The organism is Collinsella sp. AM18-10, assembly GCF_003471585.1.
In the GTDB taxonomy this organism is placed as follows: Bacteria; Actinomycetota; Coriobacteriia; order Coriobacteriales; family Coriobacteriaceae; genus Collinsella.
In genome coordinates this window covers 139,597-157,042 of the sequence record NZ_QRJO01000002.1, presented here as the reverse complement: position 1 = coordinate 157,042, position 17,446 = coordinate 139,597, and the positions used below count along the sequence as shown (strand labels likewise).

The 17,446-nt window shown below is 58.9% G+C and carries 19 protein-coding genes; 13 read left to right on the top strand and 6 right to left on the bottom strand.

Features of this window, described 5'->3' with window-relative positions; translation table 11 throughout:
- Positions 1-174 precede the first annotated feature (174 nt).
- Together DW211_RS02735 and DW211_RS02730 are read left to right on the top strand one after the other, a co-directional pair.
- Positions 175-951 (top strand): hypothetical protein, encoded by a 777-nt coding sequence (locus DW211_RS02735; RefSeq protein ID WP_118259079.1) that lies wholly within the window; start codon positions 175-177, stop codon positions 949-951.
- Positions 952-1,138: 187 nt separating this feature from the next.
- Positions 1,139-1,345 carry a hypothetical protein gene (locus tag DW211_RS02730; protein ID WP_118259078.1) on the top strand — a complete coding sequence of 69 codons (207 nt, stop codon included), beginning with the start codon at positions 1,139-1,141 and terminating at the stop codon, positions 1,343-1,345.
- Positions 1,346-1,452: 107 nt separating this feature from the next.
- On the opposite strand, the gene DW211_RS02725 is transcribed toward DW211_RS02730, so the two are convergent.
- Entirely contained in the window at positions 1,453-2,367 is a 915-nt protein-coding gene (locus DW211_RS02725) for a ketopantoate reductase family protein (RefSeq protein ID WP_233540928.1), read from the bottom strand.
- Between the two features lie 261 nt (positions 2,368-2,628).
- On the opposite strand from DW211_RS02725, the gene DW211_RS02720 reads away from it, so the two are divergent.
- The 5 genes from DW211_RS02720 to DW211_RS02700 all read left to right on the top strand — a co-directional run bounded on the left by DW211_RS02720 (position 2,629) and on the right by DW211_RS02700 (position 8,032).
- Positions 2,629-3,816, top strand: coding sequence for an aldo/keto reductase (locus DW211_RS02720; protein ID WP_117583893.1), 1,188 nt, complete (start codon positions 2,629-2,631; stop codon positions 3,814-3,816).
- Positions 3,817-3,914: 98 nt separating this feature from the next.
- A complete protein-coding gene (locus tag DW211_RS02715; protein ID WP_117716548.1) occupies positions 3,915-4,781 on the top strand; it encodes a deoxyribonuclease IV in 867 nt (288 codons plus the stop codon).
- Between the two features lie 147 nt (positions 4,782-4,928).
- Positions 4,929-5,789, top strand: coding sequence for an ABC transporter substrate-binding protein (locus tag DW211_RS02710; RefSeq protein WP_117629739.1), 861 nt, complete (start codon positions 4,929-4,931; stop codon positions 5,787-5,789).
- A 116-nt stretch (positions 5,790-5,905) separates the two neighbouring features.
- A complete protein-coding gene (locus DW211_RS02705; protein WP_233540927.1) occupies positions 5,906-7,267 on the top strand; it encodes an ABC transporter permease subunit in 1,362 nt (453 codons plus the stop codon).
- 12 nt (positions 7,268-7,279) lie between these two features.
- A complete protein-coding gene (locus DW211_RS02700; protein ID WP_117629740.1) occupies positions 7,280-8,032 on the top strand; it encodes an amino acid ABC transporter ATP-binding protein in 753 nt (250 codons plus the stop codon).
- A 117-nt stretch (positions 8,033-8,149) separates the two neighbouring features.
- Here DW211_RS02700 and DW211_RS02695 read toward each other — a convergent pair whose 3' ends face one another.
- Both DW211_RS02695 and DW211_RS02690 read right to left on the bottom strand, forming a co-directional pair.
- Entirely contained in the window at positions 8,150-8,569 is a 420-nt protein-coding gene (locus DW211_RS02695; RefSeq protein WP_118259075.1) for a flavodoxin, read from the bottom strand.
- 45 nt (positions 8,570-8,614) lie between these two features.
- Positions 8,615-9,319, bottom strand: a complete 705-nt coding sequence (locus DW211_RS02690; protein ID WP_118259073.1) for a DUF3793 family protein — start codon at positions 9,317-9,319, stop codon at positions 8,615-8,617.
- 174 nt (positions 9,320-9,493) lie between these two features.
- On the opposite strand from DW211_RS02690, the gene DW211_RS02685 reads away from it, so the two are divergent.
- Positions 9,494-9,877 carry a heavy-metal-associated domain-containing protein gene (locus DW211_RS02685; RefSeq protein WP_118259071.1) on the top strand — a complete coding sequence of 128 codons (384 nt, stop codon included), beginning with the start codon at positions 9,494-9,496 and terminating at the stop codon, positions 9,875-9,877.
- A gap of 26 nt (positions 9,878-9,903) precedes the next feature.
- On the opposite strand, the gene DW211_RS02680 is transcribed toward DW211_RS02685, so the two are convergent.
- Together DW211_RS02680 and DW211_RS02675 are read right to left on the bottom strand one after the other, a co-directional pair.
- A complete protein-coding gene (locus DW211_RS02680; protein ID WP_233540926.1) occupies positions 9,904-10,329 on the bottom strand; it encodes a YolD-like family protein in 426 nt (141 codons plus the stop codon).
- Positions 10,322-11,827 carry a DNA repair protein gene (locus DW211_RS02675; RefSeq protein ID WP_117806478.1) on the bottom strand — a complete coding sequence of 502 codons (1,506 nt, stop codon included), beginning with the start codon at positions 11,825-11,827 and terminating at the stop codon, positions 10,322-10,324. Before DW211_RS02675 ends, DW211_RS02680 begins: the two co-directional genes overlap by 8 nt.
- 223 nt (positions 11,828-12,050) lie before the next feature.
- Between DW211_RS02675 and DW211_RS02670 the strand changes: the two genes are divergently transcribed.
- The 5 genes from DW211_RS02670 to DW211_RS02650 all read left to right on the top strand — a co-directional run bounded on the left by DW211_RS02670 (position 12,051) and on the right by DW211_RS02650 (position 17,167).
- On the top strand, positions 12,051-12,575 hold the full coding sequence (locus tag DW211_RS02670; RefSeq protein WP_158568471.1) for an iron-containing alcohol dehydrogenase: 525 nt from the start codon (positions 12,051-12,053) through the stop codon (positions 12,573-12,575).
- A 199-nt stretch (positions 12,576-12,774) separates the two neighbouring features.
- On the top strand, positions 12,775-14,469 hold the full coding sequence (gene pgi, locus DW211_RS02665; RefSeq protein ID WP_117637472.1) for a glucose-6-phosphate isomerase: 1,695 nt from the start codon (positions 12,775-12,777) through the stop codon (positions 14,467-14,469).
- Between the two features lie 237 nt (positions 14,470-14,706).
- A complete protein-coding gene (locus tag DW211_RS02660; protein WP_199576660.1) occupies positions 14,707-15,549 on the top strand; it encodes a Cof-type HAD-IIB family hydrolase in 843 nt (280 codons plus the stop codon).
- Positions 15,550-15,613: 64 nt separating this feature from the next.
- The gene (locus DW211_RS02655; protein ID WP_369832367.1) at positions 15,614-16,273 is read left to right on the top strand and encodes an HAD family hydrolase; all 660 of its coding nucleotides are present in this window, start codon (positions 15,614-15,616) and stop codon (positions 16,271-16,273) included.
- 150 nt (positions 16,274-16,423) lie between these two features.
- Positions 16,424-17,167 (top strand): GntR family transcriptional regulator, encoded by a 744-nt coding sequence (locus DW211_RS02650; protein WP_117716558.1) that lies wholly within the window; start codon positions 16,424-16,426, stop codon positions 17,165-17,167.
- A gap of 94 nt (positions 17,168-17,261) precedes the next feature.
- On the opposite strand, the gene DW211_RS10275 is transcribed toward DW211_RS02650, so the two are convergent.
- Positions 17,262-17,446, bottom strand: a 185-nt coding sequence (locus DW211_RS10275; RefSeq protein WP_233540925.1) for a hypothetical protein, incomplete at its 5' end; no start/stop codon positions are given.

Genomic DNA, 17,446 nt, shown 5'->3' with positions numbered 1-17,446 from the left:
TTTATGCATTCGAGTTGTGGAAAACTCCTGTTGAGAGGATGTGAGTTTTACGCAATTGACGTGCGCCTTTTGAGTAAAACCGCAGGTCGCGATTTGCTCGGGGTACTATGCAGCGCGATTGAATCACACGCAGCTCACACGCAGCAAAAACGCACTACGGAGGTTTCCAGCTACATGAGGATCGATTCACGAAAACCGAAAGCCGCCGCCCTTTCCGCCGCTCTGACCGTGGCACTTTTGGCGGGCGCCGGCGCAACTGATGCCCATGCGGCAACACTATCCGATACGGTCGGATCTGCGCCGTCCGAGGCGACGCTGGTGCAGCCCGTCGACTACCGCGGCGACGGTTATGGCTCTATGCAGGAGTGGAACGCCTCGATGGGGGCAAAGCGCGATTCCCTGGAGATGCGCGCTCAGATCATTATGAATATGTATGGCGACTATGCTACCGATGACGAGCGCGCTGTGTTGCAGGGTTGCATCGACGGTGCGGGTAGCCTGTTGACGATGGGGGAAGTCGACGCCAAGTCGACCGAGCTCGACGAGCTTCGCTCCACGCTTGAGGATGCCAAGCGCGAGGCGCTCGAGGCTGCCGCAGCCGAAGCCGAGGCCGCTGAGGCCGTTCAGGCTTCGTATTACAACGCCGGCTTCGGCTCGTCTTATACGTCTGCTGCGTATTACGCGAACGGCTCGGGTCTGACGCGCTCGAGCGGCGTCAATAACTATAACGGCCGCCGCGAGACTTATTACAGCAGCAACGTGTTGTATCACCACCGCACGGGCGAGTGGACGCAGGATTCCGAGGGCTTTTGGCGCGATTCCGATGGTTACTATGTCGTTGCCGCGGGCGATAAGGCCCAAGGCTCCACGTTTACCGGTTCCAAGGGTGAGTGCAAGGTCTATGACTCCGGCTGCGCAGCCGGAACCACCGACTACTATACCGGTTGGTAATCTGCCATAAGCCAATTGGACATGACGGGCGGGCGTCTTTACCGAGCCTTTGGGCAACGTAAAGGCGTCCGTTTTTTGTGCATGCTTGAGTTAACAGAGCGCTTACCGTGGCCGTACGCCGCGCATATGGGCACGAGGCACACTAAGTCACGAGAAACAAAGTCTTTCTCGTGGAGGAAGTGGTCTTGTGAATGCTCGAGATATCGCCGTTGCCGCCGTTGCATTGACGCTTGGTTGCCTTGGTCCTACGGCCGCGCTCATTGCGGGCATGCAGGGGTCATGCGGGGCTGCTCCAATCGTGGTTGGCGCGCTGATCGCAGCCGCACTGCTGGGAAGCGCGGGTGTAGTCCTTTGTCGCGACGATGAGGGCCAGGCCTCGGAGTCGCAGCTCTAACCGTCGGGACATCGACTACTGGTTATAGATGAAGATGAAAGCCGCCGTAAGGGGAGTGCCCTTGCGGCGGCTTTGCTGTTGAGTCTGTTGACGTGGTGAGTCGGGCGCTACCAGCTTGCCTCGATATCGCGAATACGCTGATAGAGCCATTCGTTCTGCGGTGCCTGGATATCGTGCTTGGTCGCCAGACGGCAGATGGTGCCGGCGAACTCCTCGACTTCGGTTTTGCGCCGCGCGACGCGGTCTTGCGCCATCGAGGGCATGCCGGCGGGATCGATTCCTTCGATGAGGTGCACCATCTGCGTCAGGTCTGCCTCGGTCAGCTCAACGCCCTCGGCGTTGGCGACCGCAAGCGTTTCGCGCATGGCGGAAACAAGGCAGCGACGCTGCTCGGAGCCCGGCTCCGTGGCACTTCCGTACGTGCCGCCGTAGGCCATGCAGGTCTGGTTGATGCCGTCGTTGAGCATGAGTTTGGCCCACATGCGGTGCGCAATGTCGCTCTCGACGGTATGGGCGATGCCGCAGCGCGTGTAGAGCTCGTCGATTGCGGTGATGGTTGCGGGGTCCGTACCGGCCGCCGCGCCAAAGCGGATTTCGCCCGTGTTGGTAAAGGTGAGCTCTCCGTTGAGGAACACGGCGTCCATACCCTGGCAAATACCAAGAACGGTATGCTCCCAGCCAAAGCGCTCGGCAATCTTTTGCTCGCTCGTGATGCCGTTGCACAGCGAGGCGATGAGCGTGTTGGGTCCCACGACGCGCTCCATAGTCTTGAGTGCTTGGTCGAGACCGGTGGTCTTGACCGTCAGGATGACCAGATCGGCGGGCGTTGCCTTGCTGGCGCGGACGGACTTGAGCGCACAGGGCTTGTCGTTGACGGTGAGCGCATCGTTTGCGTGACGCTCAAAACGGGCGTCATCCATAACGTATTCGACGGCGTCATTGCCGAGGGCCTTGGCAATCATACTGCCGTAGAGCAGGCCGACGCCGCCCTTGCCGATAAAGGCGACCTTGTTGATCTGCATGTGAATCATCTCCCCATATAAAAGGCGCCCGCGTAAAGGGCGCCTGATGGATTGTATGCCGCCGGACCATGCTGCGTGCACCGGATGGCCGTATTTGTTTGTTGCTCCTTTCATCGGGCTTTTTGCTGATGTTAAAGCGGTGTCGTGACGGCTCGATTTCTGCTGCGTTACGATACGTTCTCGATTGCGATTCCACGATGTTTCGGTCGCGTGACCATTGTGTTTCGTCTTGCCGGGGCGCTGATGGCGAAAGGAGGGGCCGTGCAATACCGCGTTGACCCCAAAAGTGGTAACCGAATATCTGCTCTGGGTCTGGGCTGCATGAGATTTCCCGGTGCGCCGGGACACCCCGATGCGAAGACGGCCGATGCCATCATTTCCCGTGCGGTGGAACAGGGGATTAATTATCTGGATACTGCGTATCTTTATCCCGGTAACGAGGTGTGCGTGGGCGCCTCACTTGAGCGCTTGGGGCTGCGTGACCGGGTGTTGCTGGCGACTAAGTTGCCGCACGCTTCGTGCAAATGTGCGGAGGATTTCGACCGCTTTTTTGACGAGCAACTGCACCGTTTGCGGACCGACCATATCGACTACTACCTTATGCACAACATTACCTCGCCCGCCCAGTGGGAGCGCGTGGTGGCGTTGGGCATCGAGGACTGGATTGCGCACCAAAAGGCTGCGGGGCGTATTCGCCAGATAGGTTTTTCGTACCACGGCAGTGCGGCGGACTTCCTCACGATGCTTGACGCGTATGACTGGGATTTTTGCCAGATCCAGTACAACTACGCTGGAGAGCGCTACCAAGCGGGAACGGCGGGACTCATGGCGGCTGCGGAGCGCGGGCTCGCGGTGTTTGTGATGGAGCCGCTGCTGGGCGGGCGTTTAGCGGGCAAGCTGCCGCCGCGGGCCCGCGCTGTGCTCGATGGCGCCCCTGACCCGCATTTGCGCACTCCTGCCGCCTGGGGCCTTTCGTGGGTGTGGAACCATCCTCAAGTCACGATGCTGCTTTCGGGCATGACCGATACCGCGCAGGTGGACGAGAACGCGGCATTGGCGGATCGCGCACTGCCGAATTCGATGACGACAGAGCAGCTCGATACCATCGCGCGTGTGCTGGGAGAGTTTGAGAAATCGAATCGCGTGCCCTGTACGGGCTGCGGCTACTGCATGCCGTGTCCCAAAGGCATCAATATCCCTGGGTGTTTCGCCGCCTACAACGCAAGCTATGCGCACAGCTGGTTTACGGGCCTGTCGCAGTATTTTACGGCGAGCGCGGTGCGGACGAGTGAGCCCAAGTTGGTGAGCAATTGCGTCAAATGCGGCAAATGCGCACGTCACTGCCCGCAGCACATCGATATTCCTGAGCGTCTCGACGATGTGCGCCGACGTTTCCAGCCTGGCCCCGTAACGGCCGCGCTTAAAGCCTTTTGCAAAACGCGTTCCTGATGCCCCTTTTATAAGTTGCGGTGGAATAGTTCCTGTTTGCGGCAGAATAGGGCATCGACAGGAACTATTTCACCGCAACTGATGAGGGGGAGCTGGAGATGCTGACGATTGGGTGTCATCTTTCGACGACGAAGGGCTATCGGGCGATGGGGGAGACGGCGCTATCCATTGGCGCCAACACCTTTGCATTCTTCACGCGCAACCCGCGCGGCGGCAAGGCGAAAGATCTTGACATGGATGACGTGGCGGCCCTGCGCGAGCTTATGGAGAAAAACGACTTTGGCCCGCTTGTGGCTCATGCCCCCTATACCTACAACCCCTGTTCTGCCAAAGAGCGGGCACGCGAGTTTGCCTTGGAGGCAATGGCCGAGGACTTGCAGCGTCTGGAAGCGCTGCCCGGCAACTACTACAACTTCCACCCCGGCGCGCATGTGGGGCAGGGGACTGATGCCGGCATTCAGATGATCGTCGACACCTTGTGTCAGGTGATGTTTGAGGGGCAGCAGACGACGGTGCTGCTCGAGACCATGGCGGGAAAGGGTACCGAGGTGGGCCGTAGCTTTGAAGAGCTGGCGCGCATTATCGAGGGTGCTGCCGCCAGGCGTCCAGAGCTATCGGACAAGCTGGGCGTGTGTCTGGACACCTGCCATGTGAGCGATGCCGGCTACGACATCATCCATGATCTGGACGGCGTACTCGACGAGTTCGACCGCGTGGTGGGTATCGACCGCTTGCGTGCAGTACACATCAACGATTCGAAGAACCCCAGTGGTGCCCATAAAGATCGTCACGAGTGCATCGGCAAGGGCTACCTTGGCAGCGAGGAGTTTGGCGGCGGTATGCAGGTTATGCAGAATATTGTATCGAATGGCCGCTTGCGCGCATTGCCATTCATTTTGGAGACACCGAACGAACTTGCAGGTTATGCGGCTGAAATCAAACTGTTAAGGTCATTGCAGCAGTAATGACTGTCATAAAGTGGAGTGTTCCATTCACGTTATGGGTTTGTTTCAATCAGTTTTCTAATTGCGGATTCTTCCAAACGGGCGCATAATAACCAACAGTTTTTGCAGACCTCTGAATCAAACGGGGTCACCGGAAGGAGACTGATTATGAAGCTGAAGAAGCTTGGCGCATTTGCCGCCACGGGCGCCATGGCACTCGCCCTCGCACTGACGGGCTGCGGCTCGTCCAACGCCACCTCTGGTTCTGATGCCGGTTCCAGCAGCTCTGACGACGCTAAGGTCGAGAAGGTCGACGGCTCCAAGGAGTACGCGCTCGTCAAGGACGGTACGCTGACCGTCGGCACCTCTGCCGAGTACGCTCCGTTTGAGTACAAGGATGACAACGGCGATTATCAGGGCTTTGACCTTGAGCTTATCAAGGCTATCGGCGACAAGCTGGGCCTGGATGTCGAGTACGTCAACAATGACTTTGACACGCTGGTTCCGGGTGTCGCTTCGGGCGCCAAGTATGACGTTTCCATCGCGGCTATCACCGACACGCCCGAGCGTGAGAAGGAAGTCACTTTCTCCGATTCCTACTACATGGACGATCAGGCTATCGTGACCAAGGTCGATAACACCGACATCACGGCCGACAACTACAGCGAGAAGCTCAACAACGCCGACGCTACCATCATCGTCCAGTCTGGATCGACCGCCGAGGCCTTTGCTCAGGAAAACTTCCCCAAGGCTAAGATCGTTCCCTACAAGGACGCCACCGAGTGCTTCAGCGCCCTGCAGTCCGATAAGGGCGATGCCGTAGTCACCAACCGCTCCGTTGCCAGCCAGCTGACCGCCGAGCAGTTCAACACCTGCCAGACCATCAAGCAGGTCAGCACCGGCGAGGAGTACGCCATCGCCATCAACCAGGGCAACACCAAGCTCAAGGACGACATCAACCAGGCCATCAAGGACCTGACCGACGACGGTACCGTTGACGCCCTCATGGCTAAGTACAACATCAAGTAAATTAATGCTTGATTGCGCGCGGGCCCTTTCCGTTTTGCGGAGAGGGCCTTTGCGCCTCTCTTGACGGAGAGCGTTTCCGTCTCGTTTTGTCGGCAACTTCTACGATAGGAGCCACCTTGTCTCGACTGAACAAAGGGGCCACGGAGCAGCGTTTTTCACTGCCCGCCTTGCTCCAAAAGCTATCCTGCGTCATGGCCGTGGCGCTCGCGCTGGTGTGCGCGGGGGCATATGCGCCCACGACCGCCCAGGCGCTTGAGACCGCAAAGATTACTGCCCGACCCAACACCGGTTCGGGCAGCGCTGTGGTCGGCGGCACCGAGACGCGCATTACCTGGGAAGTTCAGGCCGATGCCGACGAGGAGCTGAGCGGTCTTTCGCTGACGTTTGTCGACGGCACGACGTTTGGTACCGATGACACGCGATTGACGATGCTCTCGGGCGAGGACCTCATGGATCGTACGCCCATGAAGCCCACGTGCAAGGCTGACGGCCAGACGCTCAAGATCGACTTTGGCGAGACGGCGCCTGCCGGAGGCTTTTTCCGTGTCGAGGTTTACGGCGTGACGTTTCCCGTCGAGGGCGGCGATGAGGCCTTCAGCGGCACCTATACGCTCGCCGACGGTTCGACCAAGAAGATTTCTAAGATTCCTTCCGTCGAGATTAAGGGCGTGACGGCATTCGATAACTTCCTGGCCGACCTTAAGGAGCAGCCGTGGGTCGAGGCATGGAATTCCAACATGTTCCTTCGCCTGTTCCTGAACCCGGTCATTTTGGTCCAGAGCCTGCCGATCGTCTTCAAAGGCTTCCTCATGTCGCTCTCGATCGTGCTCGTGGCGTTTCCGCTGGCAATTCCCTTTGGCTTTGCCTTGTCGCTCATGCGCATCTCCAAGTCGCGCATCCTGCGTTGCCTTGCCGGCATCTATGTGAATATCATCCGCGGTACGCCGGCGTTCCTGCAGATCTACATCGCGTTCTTCGGTCTGCCGCTGGCCGGCGTCAAGGTTGACGACTATGTGCTGGGCGTCATCGTCATGGCCATGAACTCGTCCGCCTACCTGTGCGAGATCTTCCGCGCCGGCATCCAGTCGATCCCCAAGGGCCAAAACGAGGCGGCTCGCTCGCTGGGCATGAACGCCTTCCAGACGCTGCTCTACGTTATGATTCCGCAGACGTTCCGCAATGTTCTGCCTACGCTGACTAGCGAGTTTATCCTGCTCTATAAGGATACGTCGCTGCTCGCCGCCGTGGGTGTGGTCGAGATCGTCATGAACGCCCGAACCATCGTGGCCACGACGGGCTCCATTACGCCGTATGTGGTTGCCGCCCTGTTCTACCTGGTCATCACTCTGCCGCTTGCTCGCTTGGTGAGCGGTCTTGAGGCGAGGCTTTTGGGTACGGCCGAAGTCAAGAAGAAGCGTCCCACCAAGAGCGCCGGACAGGTCGTCGCGACGCCCGCCGATCACATCGCCGGTCTGTAAGGAGGTCCTATCATGAGCGAAACCAATAACTCGAACGAGGTCGTCGTCAGCATCAAGAACCTCCAGAAGGCCTTTGGCGATAACGTGGTCCTGCGCGATATCGATCTGGATGTGCACAAGGGCGAGGTCGTCGTAGTCCTGGGTCCTTCGGGCTCGGGCAAGTCGACGATGCTTCGCTGCATCAATCGTCTGGAGCATCCCACGAGCGGCTCGATCGTCGTTGAGGGCGTGGACGTTTGCGCCAAGGGCGTCGACCTTAACAAGGTACGTACGCATCTGGGTATGGTGTTCCAGCAGTTCAATTTGTTCCCGCACCTGTCAGTCAAAAAGAACGTCATGCTCGCGCAGCAAAAGGTGCTCAAGCGCAGCAAGGAAGAGGCCGAGAAGATTGCCATTGAGGAGCTGACCAAGGTCGGTCTTGCCGAGCGCATCGACTTTATGCCGAGCCAGCTCTCGGGCGGCCAGCAGCAGCGCGTTGCCATCGCCCGCGCCCTGTCGATGAACCCTCACGTCATGCTCTTTGACGAGGCCACGTCGGCGCTCGACCCCGAGCTTGTTCGCGACGTCCTGGGCGTTATGCGCGACCTGGCACGTGATGGCATGACTATGATCGTGGTGACGCACGAGATGGGCTTTGCCCGCGACGTCGCCGACCGCGTCGTCTTTATGGACGGCGGCGTTATCGTGGAAGAGGGCACGCCGAGCGAGGTCTTCGACCATCCCAAGAGCGAACGCACCAAGGCGTTCTTGGGCAATATCTCGTAGCCGCTTTATATGACTGACATAGCAGAAAACGGGAGCTGGATGTGATCCAGCTCCCGTTTTTGTTGGGATGCGAATGTGTTTTGGTGCAGAGCGCGTTACGGGCGGAGCTCATTGCCGCTAGGCGAGCTCGGCTCCAAGGGCGCGGCAGGCCGCCTCGCCCTCATCGTCGGGGGCGTCGTAGCAAATGACGGAATCGACGACGTTGACACCTGCCTCGTCGGCGTCGGCCTTCCAGTTGTCCATCCACTCGCCCTCGGCCCACGAATAGGAGCCAAAGAGGACGACCTTCTTGTCGCCGAGAGTCTCCTTGACCTCGTCCCACATCGGCTGGAACTCATCGTACTCGAGTTCCTCGGAGCCCATGGCGGGGCAGCCGAAGGCGAAGGCGTCGTAGTCGGCGGCCCTGTCGGCAGAGAAGTCGGCGCAGGGGATGACCTCAGTCTCGGCACCCGCGGACGTGGCGCCTTCGGCGACGAGGTTTGCCATGGCCTCGGTATTGCCCGTGCCGCTCCAATAGACGACGGCGATCTTGCTCATGTTTTGTCCTTTCGGTTGTGCGGCGCTGGCCGCGGCTCGTACGTTCTATCGGGTTGCCTGGGCAAGTTGCGCCAGGCTACAGCCCTGCTGATAGACAAAGGTGAAGTATTGGGTGCAGGCACGGTAGGCATCAAACGTCGCAAGCGCCTGCTCGACATTTGCGTAGACCTTCCAGGCTCCAAAGACCTTGTAGTTCTCGCCGCGCTGGACGATAAACTCGTGCACGTCGTCGTAGGGATATCCAAGGAAGTAACCTATTTCGTGCGGAAACTCGCAGACGCAGTCTTTGCTGCAGCTAGCTTGCTGGGGTAGTGCGCATCGAGTTTGGCTGCAGGCGCATTCCGCGACGTTATTGCTCGCGAGCGTGATGCGTGATGCCAAATGCACAAGGCATGTCGAAAGGTCTCTCGTGTCGTAGCCTTCCGAGGCGAGCGCCGTTTGGGCGCGAGGGTCTGCGAAATAGGTGGCGAGGCTTTTGGCTCGGTACACGTACACGAGCGCTCCGCAGGGCCGCCAGACCAAAACACTCAGGTGGATGCCGAGTGGGTCAAGCTCGCGATTGCACTGGGCGATAACGTTGAGCAGGCGTGCTCGGCGTTCTGCGATGTTTTCGGTTGCGGACGAGCCGTCCCCGTGGGCGTAGGTGCCTGGATAGGTAAAGAGCGATGCCGGCTTGATGCCCGCGAGCGTTGGAGAGCAGTTGCGCACGACTGCTGACTGAAACGTTGGGATGTCTATGGTTCGAGTCACGGCGCTCCTTACGAATCTAAACTGTTAACCTAGGAAAACTTATACAAGAAAGTAAGCCTTGGTCAACAAAAAAGTTTGAAGAGGGAAACTAATTGACCGAACGGACATGATTTTGGGTTAAGATGAGGACACCCCATGGGGGTATCTAGATAGGGCTACTTGAAAGGGGAATGCATGAGTGACTTGCTCAACCCTGCGAATCTCATCGTGCTTGCCGTGATTGTCGTTGGCATGTTCTTTGGCCTGCGTCGCATTGTCGCTTCGACACACGGGAAGAGTTGTTGCAGCGATGGCGCGAGCGGCAAGAAGGCCAAGAAGGTAGTGGTTGCGGATACCGATCCGTCCCACTACCCCTATAGCGATGAGTTGCTCATCGGCGGCATGAGCTGCGATGGCTGCGCTCAGAACGTGGCCAATGCCCTGAATGCACTGGATGGTGTGTGGGCAACGGTAACGTACGCGGACCACACGGCGCGCGTGCGCTCCAAGCGGCCAATCGATCGCGGTGCTCTCGTGGCGGCCGTGAAGGATGCGGGTTACTACGTCATGACGCTGTAAGCGCCGCCTTGGATGCACTTCCTTGTCTAGGCTCGTCCGCGCAGTTCGATGTCAAGAATGTCATCGAAATCGATGGCGATGTCTTTGAGCTTGAGCAGTTTAAAGGCAGGCAGTACCTCGTCGAGGATTCCGGTGCGAGCGCGATAGCCGTACGTATCGTAATAGGTGACGCGCACCAAATCGCCGCGTTTGAGGCCCTCGAGCTTTTTCGAAAGCTCGAGGGCTTTTTCTTCTGTGAGTTCGCATTTGGGCTCAACAGTGATCTCTTGTTTGCGCACGAGCTCGTAGTATCCCGTGAGGGCGGCAAAGGGCATAAACTGCGCGGCACGGCCGGCACGGACGGCGCCGTTAGCGGTGAGCTTGGGGTCGGCGGAGCGACGTCTTCCCTCGGGGTCCGCTAGGCGTTCAAAAGGTGTCGGTGGCCGCATCGGCTGCTGTTGGGGCTTAGGCACGGTGCCCCCCTACCTGATCGTTGCGTTCGCGTGCGGTGGCGCCGGCGGTAAAGCTCAGTCCCTTAACCAGCGCGTTCTTGCCGTATTTGCCCTTTACGGCCAGGACGGCACGGGCCAGGTCGCGCTCGCGCTCATCGGCCTCGACGTCGCTAAACAGATCGATGGTGGCAAACTCCTCCGGCATGAGGTTGCCAAATCCCAGGTTGATGCGCTTGACTGGTCGTTTGGGATCGACAGTCTGCGCCCAGAGCTCATCGAAATAGCCCATGATCTTCTTAAACGAATTGGTGCGCTCGGGCAGCTTGCGCGAGGCGTTGGAGTGCGCAAAGAGTGCGGCATAGCCACCGCGCGGTTTGCCGCCATGCTCTCCCACAAAGATGCCATCGATAGCCTGCGCCTCCCGCACCAGGCGGCGTCGTTCGTCATCGCGCTGGACGGGCTTGGGCGCACGGGGCGCGAGTTCAGGGCCGGCGGTTGCGGTGGGTTCGATACTCGACGTGCTCGAGCGCAGGTGCCCGCATCCGTCCACATATTGCGCTGTACCGCTGGCGTCGAGGCGGCGTATGTCGGCGCGCTCGCTTGCGTAGCCCACAAAGAGCGAGATGCTGTCGCAGACCACGTGCTTATCGACTAGGTCCAACACGGCGTTGTCGACCATCTCGCGCAAGACGGTGTAGGCCTGCTCGTAGGCATAGCCCTTCGAGAGCACCTGCCCTGTGGTGGTCGAAGTCGCTTGCGGGCGATAGGCTTGGATATCGGCGATGGTTGTCGGCTCACGCCCGAAGGCGTGGTCGATAAGATACTCGGCATTGACGCCGAGCTCGTCGTAGAGCAGGTTTTCGTCGAGCGCCGCGACCCCCATCAGGTCGTAGACGCCGTATTTCTCGAGACGGGCCGCCACGCCGGGGCCGATGCCCCAGATGTCGGTGATGGGGCGATGGGGCCAGATCTCCTTGCGAAAGGTCTCGTCGTCGAGTGTGCCGATGCGACTGGGCACATGCTTGGCGGTGATATCGAGTGCTACCTTGGCCTGGAATAGGTTGGGGCCGATGCCGACCGTCGCCGTGATGCCGGTGCGCGCGAGGACCTCATCGCGCAACATACGGGCGAAGCCTTCCGCATCGGTGTGATAGAGGTCCAGATAGGGTGTCACGTCGATAAAGCACTCGTCAATTGAGTAGACGTGAACGTCTTGCGGACTGACGTATTCCAGGTAGATACCGTAGATCTGCGCCGACACCTCCATGTAGTGCTGCATGCGCGGTACGGCCTTAATGTAGTCGATACCATCGGGTATTTCGAACAGGCGACAGCGGTTGTGAATCCCTAGGTCCTTCATAGCCTGCGTGATAGCGAGACAGATAGTCGTGCGTCCGCGCGATTCGTCGGCAACGACCAGGTTGGTGGTGAGCGGATCGAGCCCACGATCGACGCATTCGACGCTGGCATAAAACGTCTTGAGGTCGATGCAGATGTAGGTGTGCTGCTCGTGCGCCATCCGTGCCTCCCATCAAACACATGTTCTTATCGAATACCTGTTCGATAATACCTGCTCGACCGGACACCGTCAAAACCTGTCCCTATTTGGCAGGTATGGTCGTGCGGCTGCATCGAGTTTTTAACGCAGCCCTAAAGAGCGCGAAACAGCTCGGAAAAGCTCGCTTCGTAGCATGAGGCTAACGATTGATGCCACCATAAAGCACGGAAGGGTTGTGGGGATAATGGTTAACTATGGGTTTGGTATGCCGACGCGCTTGGTTGCGGATGGGGACGTGGCTCGCTGGTGCGGGCGATTGGTTGCCCACTATGGCGGCACCAAGGCGCTGGTGGTGCTGGGCGGTGACAAGCATACACGCGATGAGCTTGTCTCGGCGGCGCTCGGCTCGCTTGATCGAGCTCTGCTCGAGCGCGCGCTATTTCGCTGCGGCTCGGTCGAGGGCGACGGGGGAGACGAGCTGATCGACGAAGCCGTGGCCCTGGCGACCGACGAAGGCGTGGACTTTGTCCTGGCGATCGGCGATGCCGATACGGCGGGCTTTGCGCGCGAACTCGCTCGTCGCATGGCCGTGCTCGATGCCGGCGAGGACGGCTTTGTTCCCTACGGATGCATCGTCTCCGAGGGAAAAGTGCCCGCCGTTGTGGGTGCCGGCGAGGTTCCCGTTTTCGCCATCATCGCTCCCGAACTGCTGGAGGGTATCGGCTCGCCCTTGCGCGAGCTGCTCGGCAGTGTGTGCGCCGCGGCCTAATATTTACCATAAAGGGATAGGTTATTTTTGGTTTGTAAAGCGTTTGACCTGCCAAAATAAACCTGTCCCTTTTTGGTCGGTTGCCGTTTGGGGGCCGATTGGCAACGCTCGCTGATTATAGTCTTGACCTGCGCTAGAATAGTGGCATCTGAATGTCCGGGCGCATGGAGGCGTGCGCTCGTATGCTGAGGAGGACTCTATGGCAACTGTTGCCGCACCTATCGATGCTACGTCGACTGCCGCTTGGAAGGCGCTCGAGGCTCATCAGGAGAAGCTCGAGGCCGAAGGTATCGACCTCAAGGCCTGGTTCGCCGCTGACGCCGACCGCGTGAACAAGCTGAGCTTTGACGCCGGCGACCTTCACTTCGATCTGTCCAAGAACCTGGTGACCGATGAGACCGTCAAGCTGCTGTGCGATCTTGCCCGCGAGGTGAAGCTCGAGGAGCGCCGCGACGCCATGTTCTCCGGCGAGCACATCAACACCACCGAGGACCGCGCCGTCCTGCACACCGCGCTGCGCCGTCCGGCAAGCGAGAAAGGCCAGCTTATCGTCGACGGCCAGGATGTCGTCGCCGACGTGCACGAGGTCCTCGATCGCATGTATGCCTTCGCCGAGCGCGTGCGCTCCGGTGAGTGGAAGGGCGTTACCGGCAAGAAGATTGAGCACCTGGTGTCCATCGGCATCGGCGGCTCCGATCTGGGCCCGGTCATGGCTTACGAGGCCCTGCGTCCCTATGCCGACGCCGGTATCGACTGCCGCTATATCTCCAACATCGACCCCAACGACCAGGCCGAGAAGCTCAAGGGTTTGGATCCCGAGACCACGCTCGTGATCATCGTCTCTAAGACCTTCACCACGCTCGAGACCCTCACCAACGCCCGCGAGGTCAAGACCTGGATGCTCGAGCAGCTCAAGGCTCAGGGCGCCATCGATGGCTCCGATGAGCAGAACGCCGAGGCTGTGGCAAAGCACTTCGTCGCCGTTTCCACCGCACTCGAGAAGGTCGAGGCTTTCGGTATCGACCCGGCTAACGCCTTTGGTTTCTGGAACTGGGTCGGCGGCCGCTACTCCGTCGACTCCGCCGTGGGCCTGTCGCTGATCGTCGTGCTCGGCCCCGAGCGTTTCCAGCAGTTCCTTGAGGGCTTCCACGCCATCGACGAGTACTTCTGCAACACGCCGCTCGAGAACAATGCCGTCGCGCTGATGGGTTTGTTCAACGTCTGGTACGTCAACTTCTTCGGTTCCAAGAGCCACGCCGTGCTTCCGTACTGCCAGTATCTGCACCGTTTCCCGGCCTACCTGCAGCAGCTCACCATGGAGTCCAACGGCAAGCATGTCCGCTGGGACGGCAGCGCTGTGACCTCCGATACCGGCGAGATCTTCTGGGGCGAGCCCGGCACCAACGGTCAGCACGCCTTCTACCAGCTGCTGCACCAGGGCACCGTGGTGGTCCCGGCCGATTTCATCGCCTTTGCCAATACCGCCAACCCTGCGACCGACAGCGGTCAGGACGTGCACGAGCTGTTCCTGGGCAACTTCCTGGCCCAGACCAAGGCGCTCGCCTTTGGTAAGACGGCCGATGAGGTGCGTGCCGAGGGCACGCCCGAGCAGATCGTCCCGGCCCGCTGCTTTGAGGGCAACCGTCCGACGACCTCGATTTTTGGCGACACGCTGACCCCGTTCGCGCTTGGTGAGCTCATCGCCCTGTACGAGCACATCACGTTTGTCGAGGGCACGGTCTGGGGCATCGACTCCTACGACCAGTGGGGCGTCGAGCTTGGCAAGCAGCTTGCCAAGCAGATCACCCCGGCCTTCCACGACGACGCCGCCAAGGCCGAACAGGACGCTTCGACCCAGGCGCTCATCGAGTTCTACCGAGCTCACCGCAAGTAGGATTCGCTGCGAAAACTAACGCATAGCCGACAAGGGCCCGTATCCGTTGGGATGCGGGCCCTTTGCTATTTGGATAGGATGGAATGTATCGGGAGGCGCCTCGACGGGCATCGCAATCGTCGAAGGCGCGCCGTTCATGTTTGGGACAATATGACATTTTTCCCGTTGCAAACAACGCCGCCGTGGGTGTTCTGTATGATGGCTCAGACAAGGTTGTTCAATGTCAGGGAGGCATGTATGGCAATCAAAGCCATCGCAATGGATATCGACGGTACGCTCACCAACGACCAAAAGGTCATCAGCCCGCGTACGCGCGAGAAACTGCTCGCGGCGCAGGAGTCGGGCATTAAGCTTATCTTGGCTTCGGGTCGTCCCGCATGGGGGCTGCATGCCTTGGCGCAGGAGCTCGACCTTCAGAACCATGATGGTCTGCTAGTTGCCTTTAATGGCGCGCACGTCGTCGATGCTCAGACCGACGAGGTGCTGTTCGATCAGGCTATGCCTGCCGACGAATTGCATCGCCTGATTGATCACCTGCGTAATTTTGACGTGATCCCCATCATCTCGCTCGGTCGCGATTTGCACGTCGAGGACTCGTACCATTGCATGATCACGCTGCCTGACGGCTCGCAGAAAAACATCGTCAAATACGAGCGCGATGCGTGCGACCTTAAGATTCGCGAGGTCGAGAGCCTGCATGAGGTCGTGGACACTTATCCCGTGGACAAGCTGCTGACGGCGGGCGATCCGGCCTACCTGCAGGCGCATTACGAGGAGATGTATGCGCCCTTTAAGCAGACGCTTTCGGGCATGTTTACGGCCGACTGGTACTTTGAGTACACGGCGCCCGGTATCGATAAGGCCCGTGCGCTCGAGGGTGCCCTGCCCAAGCTCGGCATCGATGCCAGCGAGGTCGTATCGTTTGGCGACGGCCAGAACGACAAGTCTATGATCGAGTGGGCTGGTACCGGCGTCGCCATGGGTAACGCTGTCGATGAAGTCAAGGCCGTGGCCCAGATGGTGACCGCCAACAACAACGAAGACGGTATTGCAGTGGCGCTGGATAAGCTGCTGGGTTAGAATCGCCGATTAATGCATGGTTTGGGCGCCTGCTTGCGGGCGCCCTTTTGTTAGGGAGGGTGCCGTGTCCGCATTTCCGTTCGACGCCGTTATCTTTGACATGGACGGTGTCATTGTCGATACCGAGTATTACTACCTGGGCGAGACTGCCGCGTTTGCCAAGGAGCTTGGGTTGAATCTGACCCAAGAGGAGTTGAACGGGCAGGTTGGTACCTCACATCAGTTCTTCCTGCATATGCTAGTCGATTGGTTTGAGCGCGCCGGTAAAGGGCATTTTACTGGCGAGGAAGCGTTGGCCCGTTGGGATGAGTGGGCGCATAAACGTCCGCGCGACTATCAGGCTTTGATTAACCCAGGCGCCGTGGATACGATTCGAGAGCTGCCGCGCCGCGGCGTTCGCGTGGCGCTTGCCAGCTCGTCGCCCATGGATAGCATCGAGGAAGTACTCAATGCGTGCGGGCTGTCGGATGCCTTTGAGTATGTGGTGAGTGGCGAGCAGTTTAAGGAGAGCAAGCCCGAGCCCGACATCTACCTGCATGCGCTGGACCTGCTGAGGCTGCCCGCGAATCGCTGCTGCTGCGTTGAGGATTCGGTGCCTGGCATCACTGCCGGCAAGCGCGCCGGTCTGACAGTTATTGCCAAGCGCGAGGAGCGCTTTGGCTTTAGCCAAGATGCTGCGGACAAGATCATCGACCAGCTGCCGGAACTGCTTGAGCTTTCTTAGGAGCGCGGTAGTTGCGCGTTTTTCGGGTCTGATGAGTAAATAGCCGACATTTTGGTGCGACACCTAGCATACTTTAAGCTAATGCGGGCTTAAGGACTTGTTGAATGCCCCTAAGTCCGTTTTAGGCTTAATTGTGCTTGGAGAGGGTATATGCCACCGACTGAAGGGCTAACTGACGGTAAAGCAGCGATACCGCTGTACCAACAGGTTATCGATATCATCAAAAACGAAATCAACTCCGGTGCCTACAAGGCAGGTGCGCGGATACCCAACGAATTCGAATTGGCTGAGAGCTATAAAGTTGGCCGCGTTACCGTGCGACGCGCTATTGAGGAGCTCGTCCAACAGGGCTATCTAACGAAGCGACAGGGGAAAGGCACGTTTGTCAATGCCCCCAAGCTCAAGCGCAAGATTCGCCAGAAGGATGACGTCCAGAGTTTTTCGGACGCATGCCGCGTTAACGGAATGGAACCGGGGGCGCGTGTCATTTCGAGAAAGATGCTGCCGGCGGATTCCACCGAAGCACAGTTCTTTGGTGTTCCCGTTGGAACTGACTTGATCTGCGTTGAGCGCGTGCGTACTGCCGATGGCGTCCCTGTCATGCTCGAGAACAACATATATGTTTACGAGGACAACGCCTATCTATCAACGGCACCTCTATCTAACCAATCCATTTTTGAGTTCGTGCGCAACCTGACGGGCCGCACGCCCGCGTTTACCGACCCATGCACGCTTGAGATCGCGTGTGCGTCGCCCGAGGTCGCTCGGTTGTTGGCAGTTCCCGTTGGCGAACCCTTGTTTTATATGGAAGCCTTCTTTTTCGATGAGCAGCGGCGGCCGTTTATCATCGGTCGTCAGCGGATCGTTGGGTCTCGCTACGTTTTTGACATCTAGGACATTGCGTATGAAAGCGCCCGGTGGATCATCTCACCGGGCGTTTCCATACCGTTCACGGCGCAAACGCAACCGTTCAACCGCGTTGCGGCAATCAGTTTGAAATTATCTTGATGGCGAGAAAAGCTGCTGGTAACCTATAGAACGTCATAGAACGTTTGCCTTGTGCAAACGTTGAAGCGAGATGCGATGCAGTCTCGAGTTCTTTGGAGGTATCTATGTCAGATACGAAGGCGAAGGTAGTGTCGAGAAAGTTGGTGTAGCGCCCGATTCGAAGCG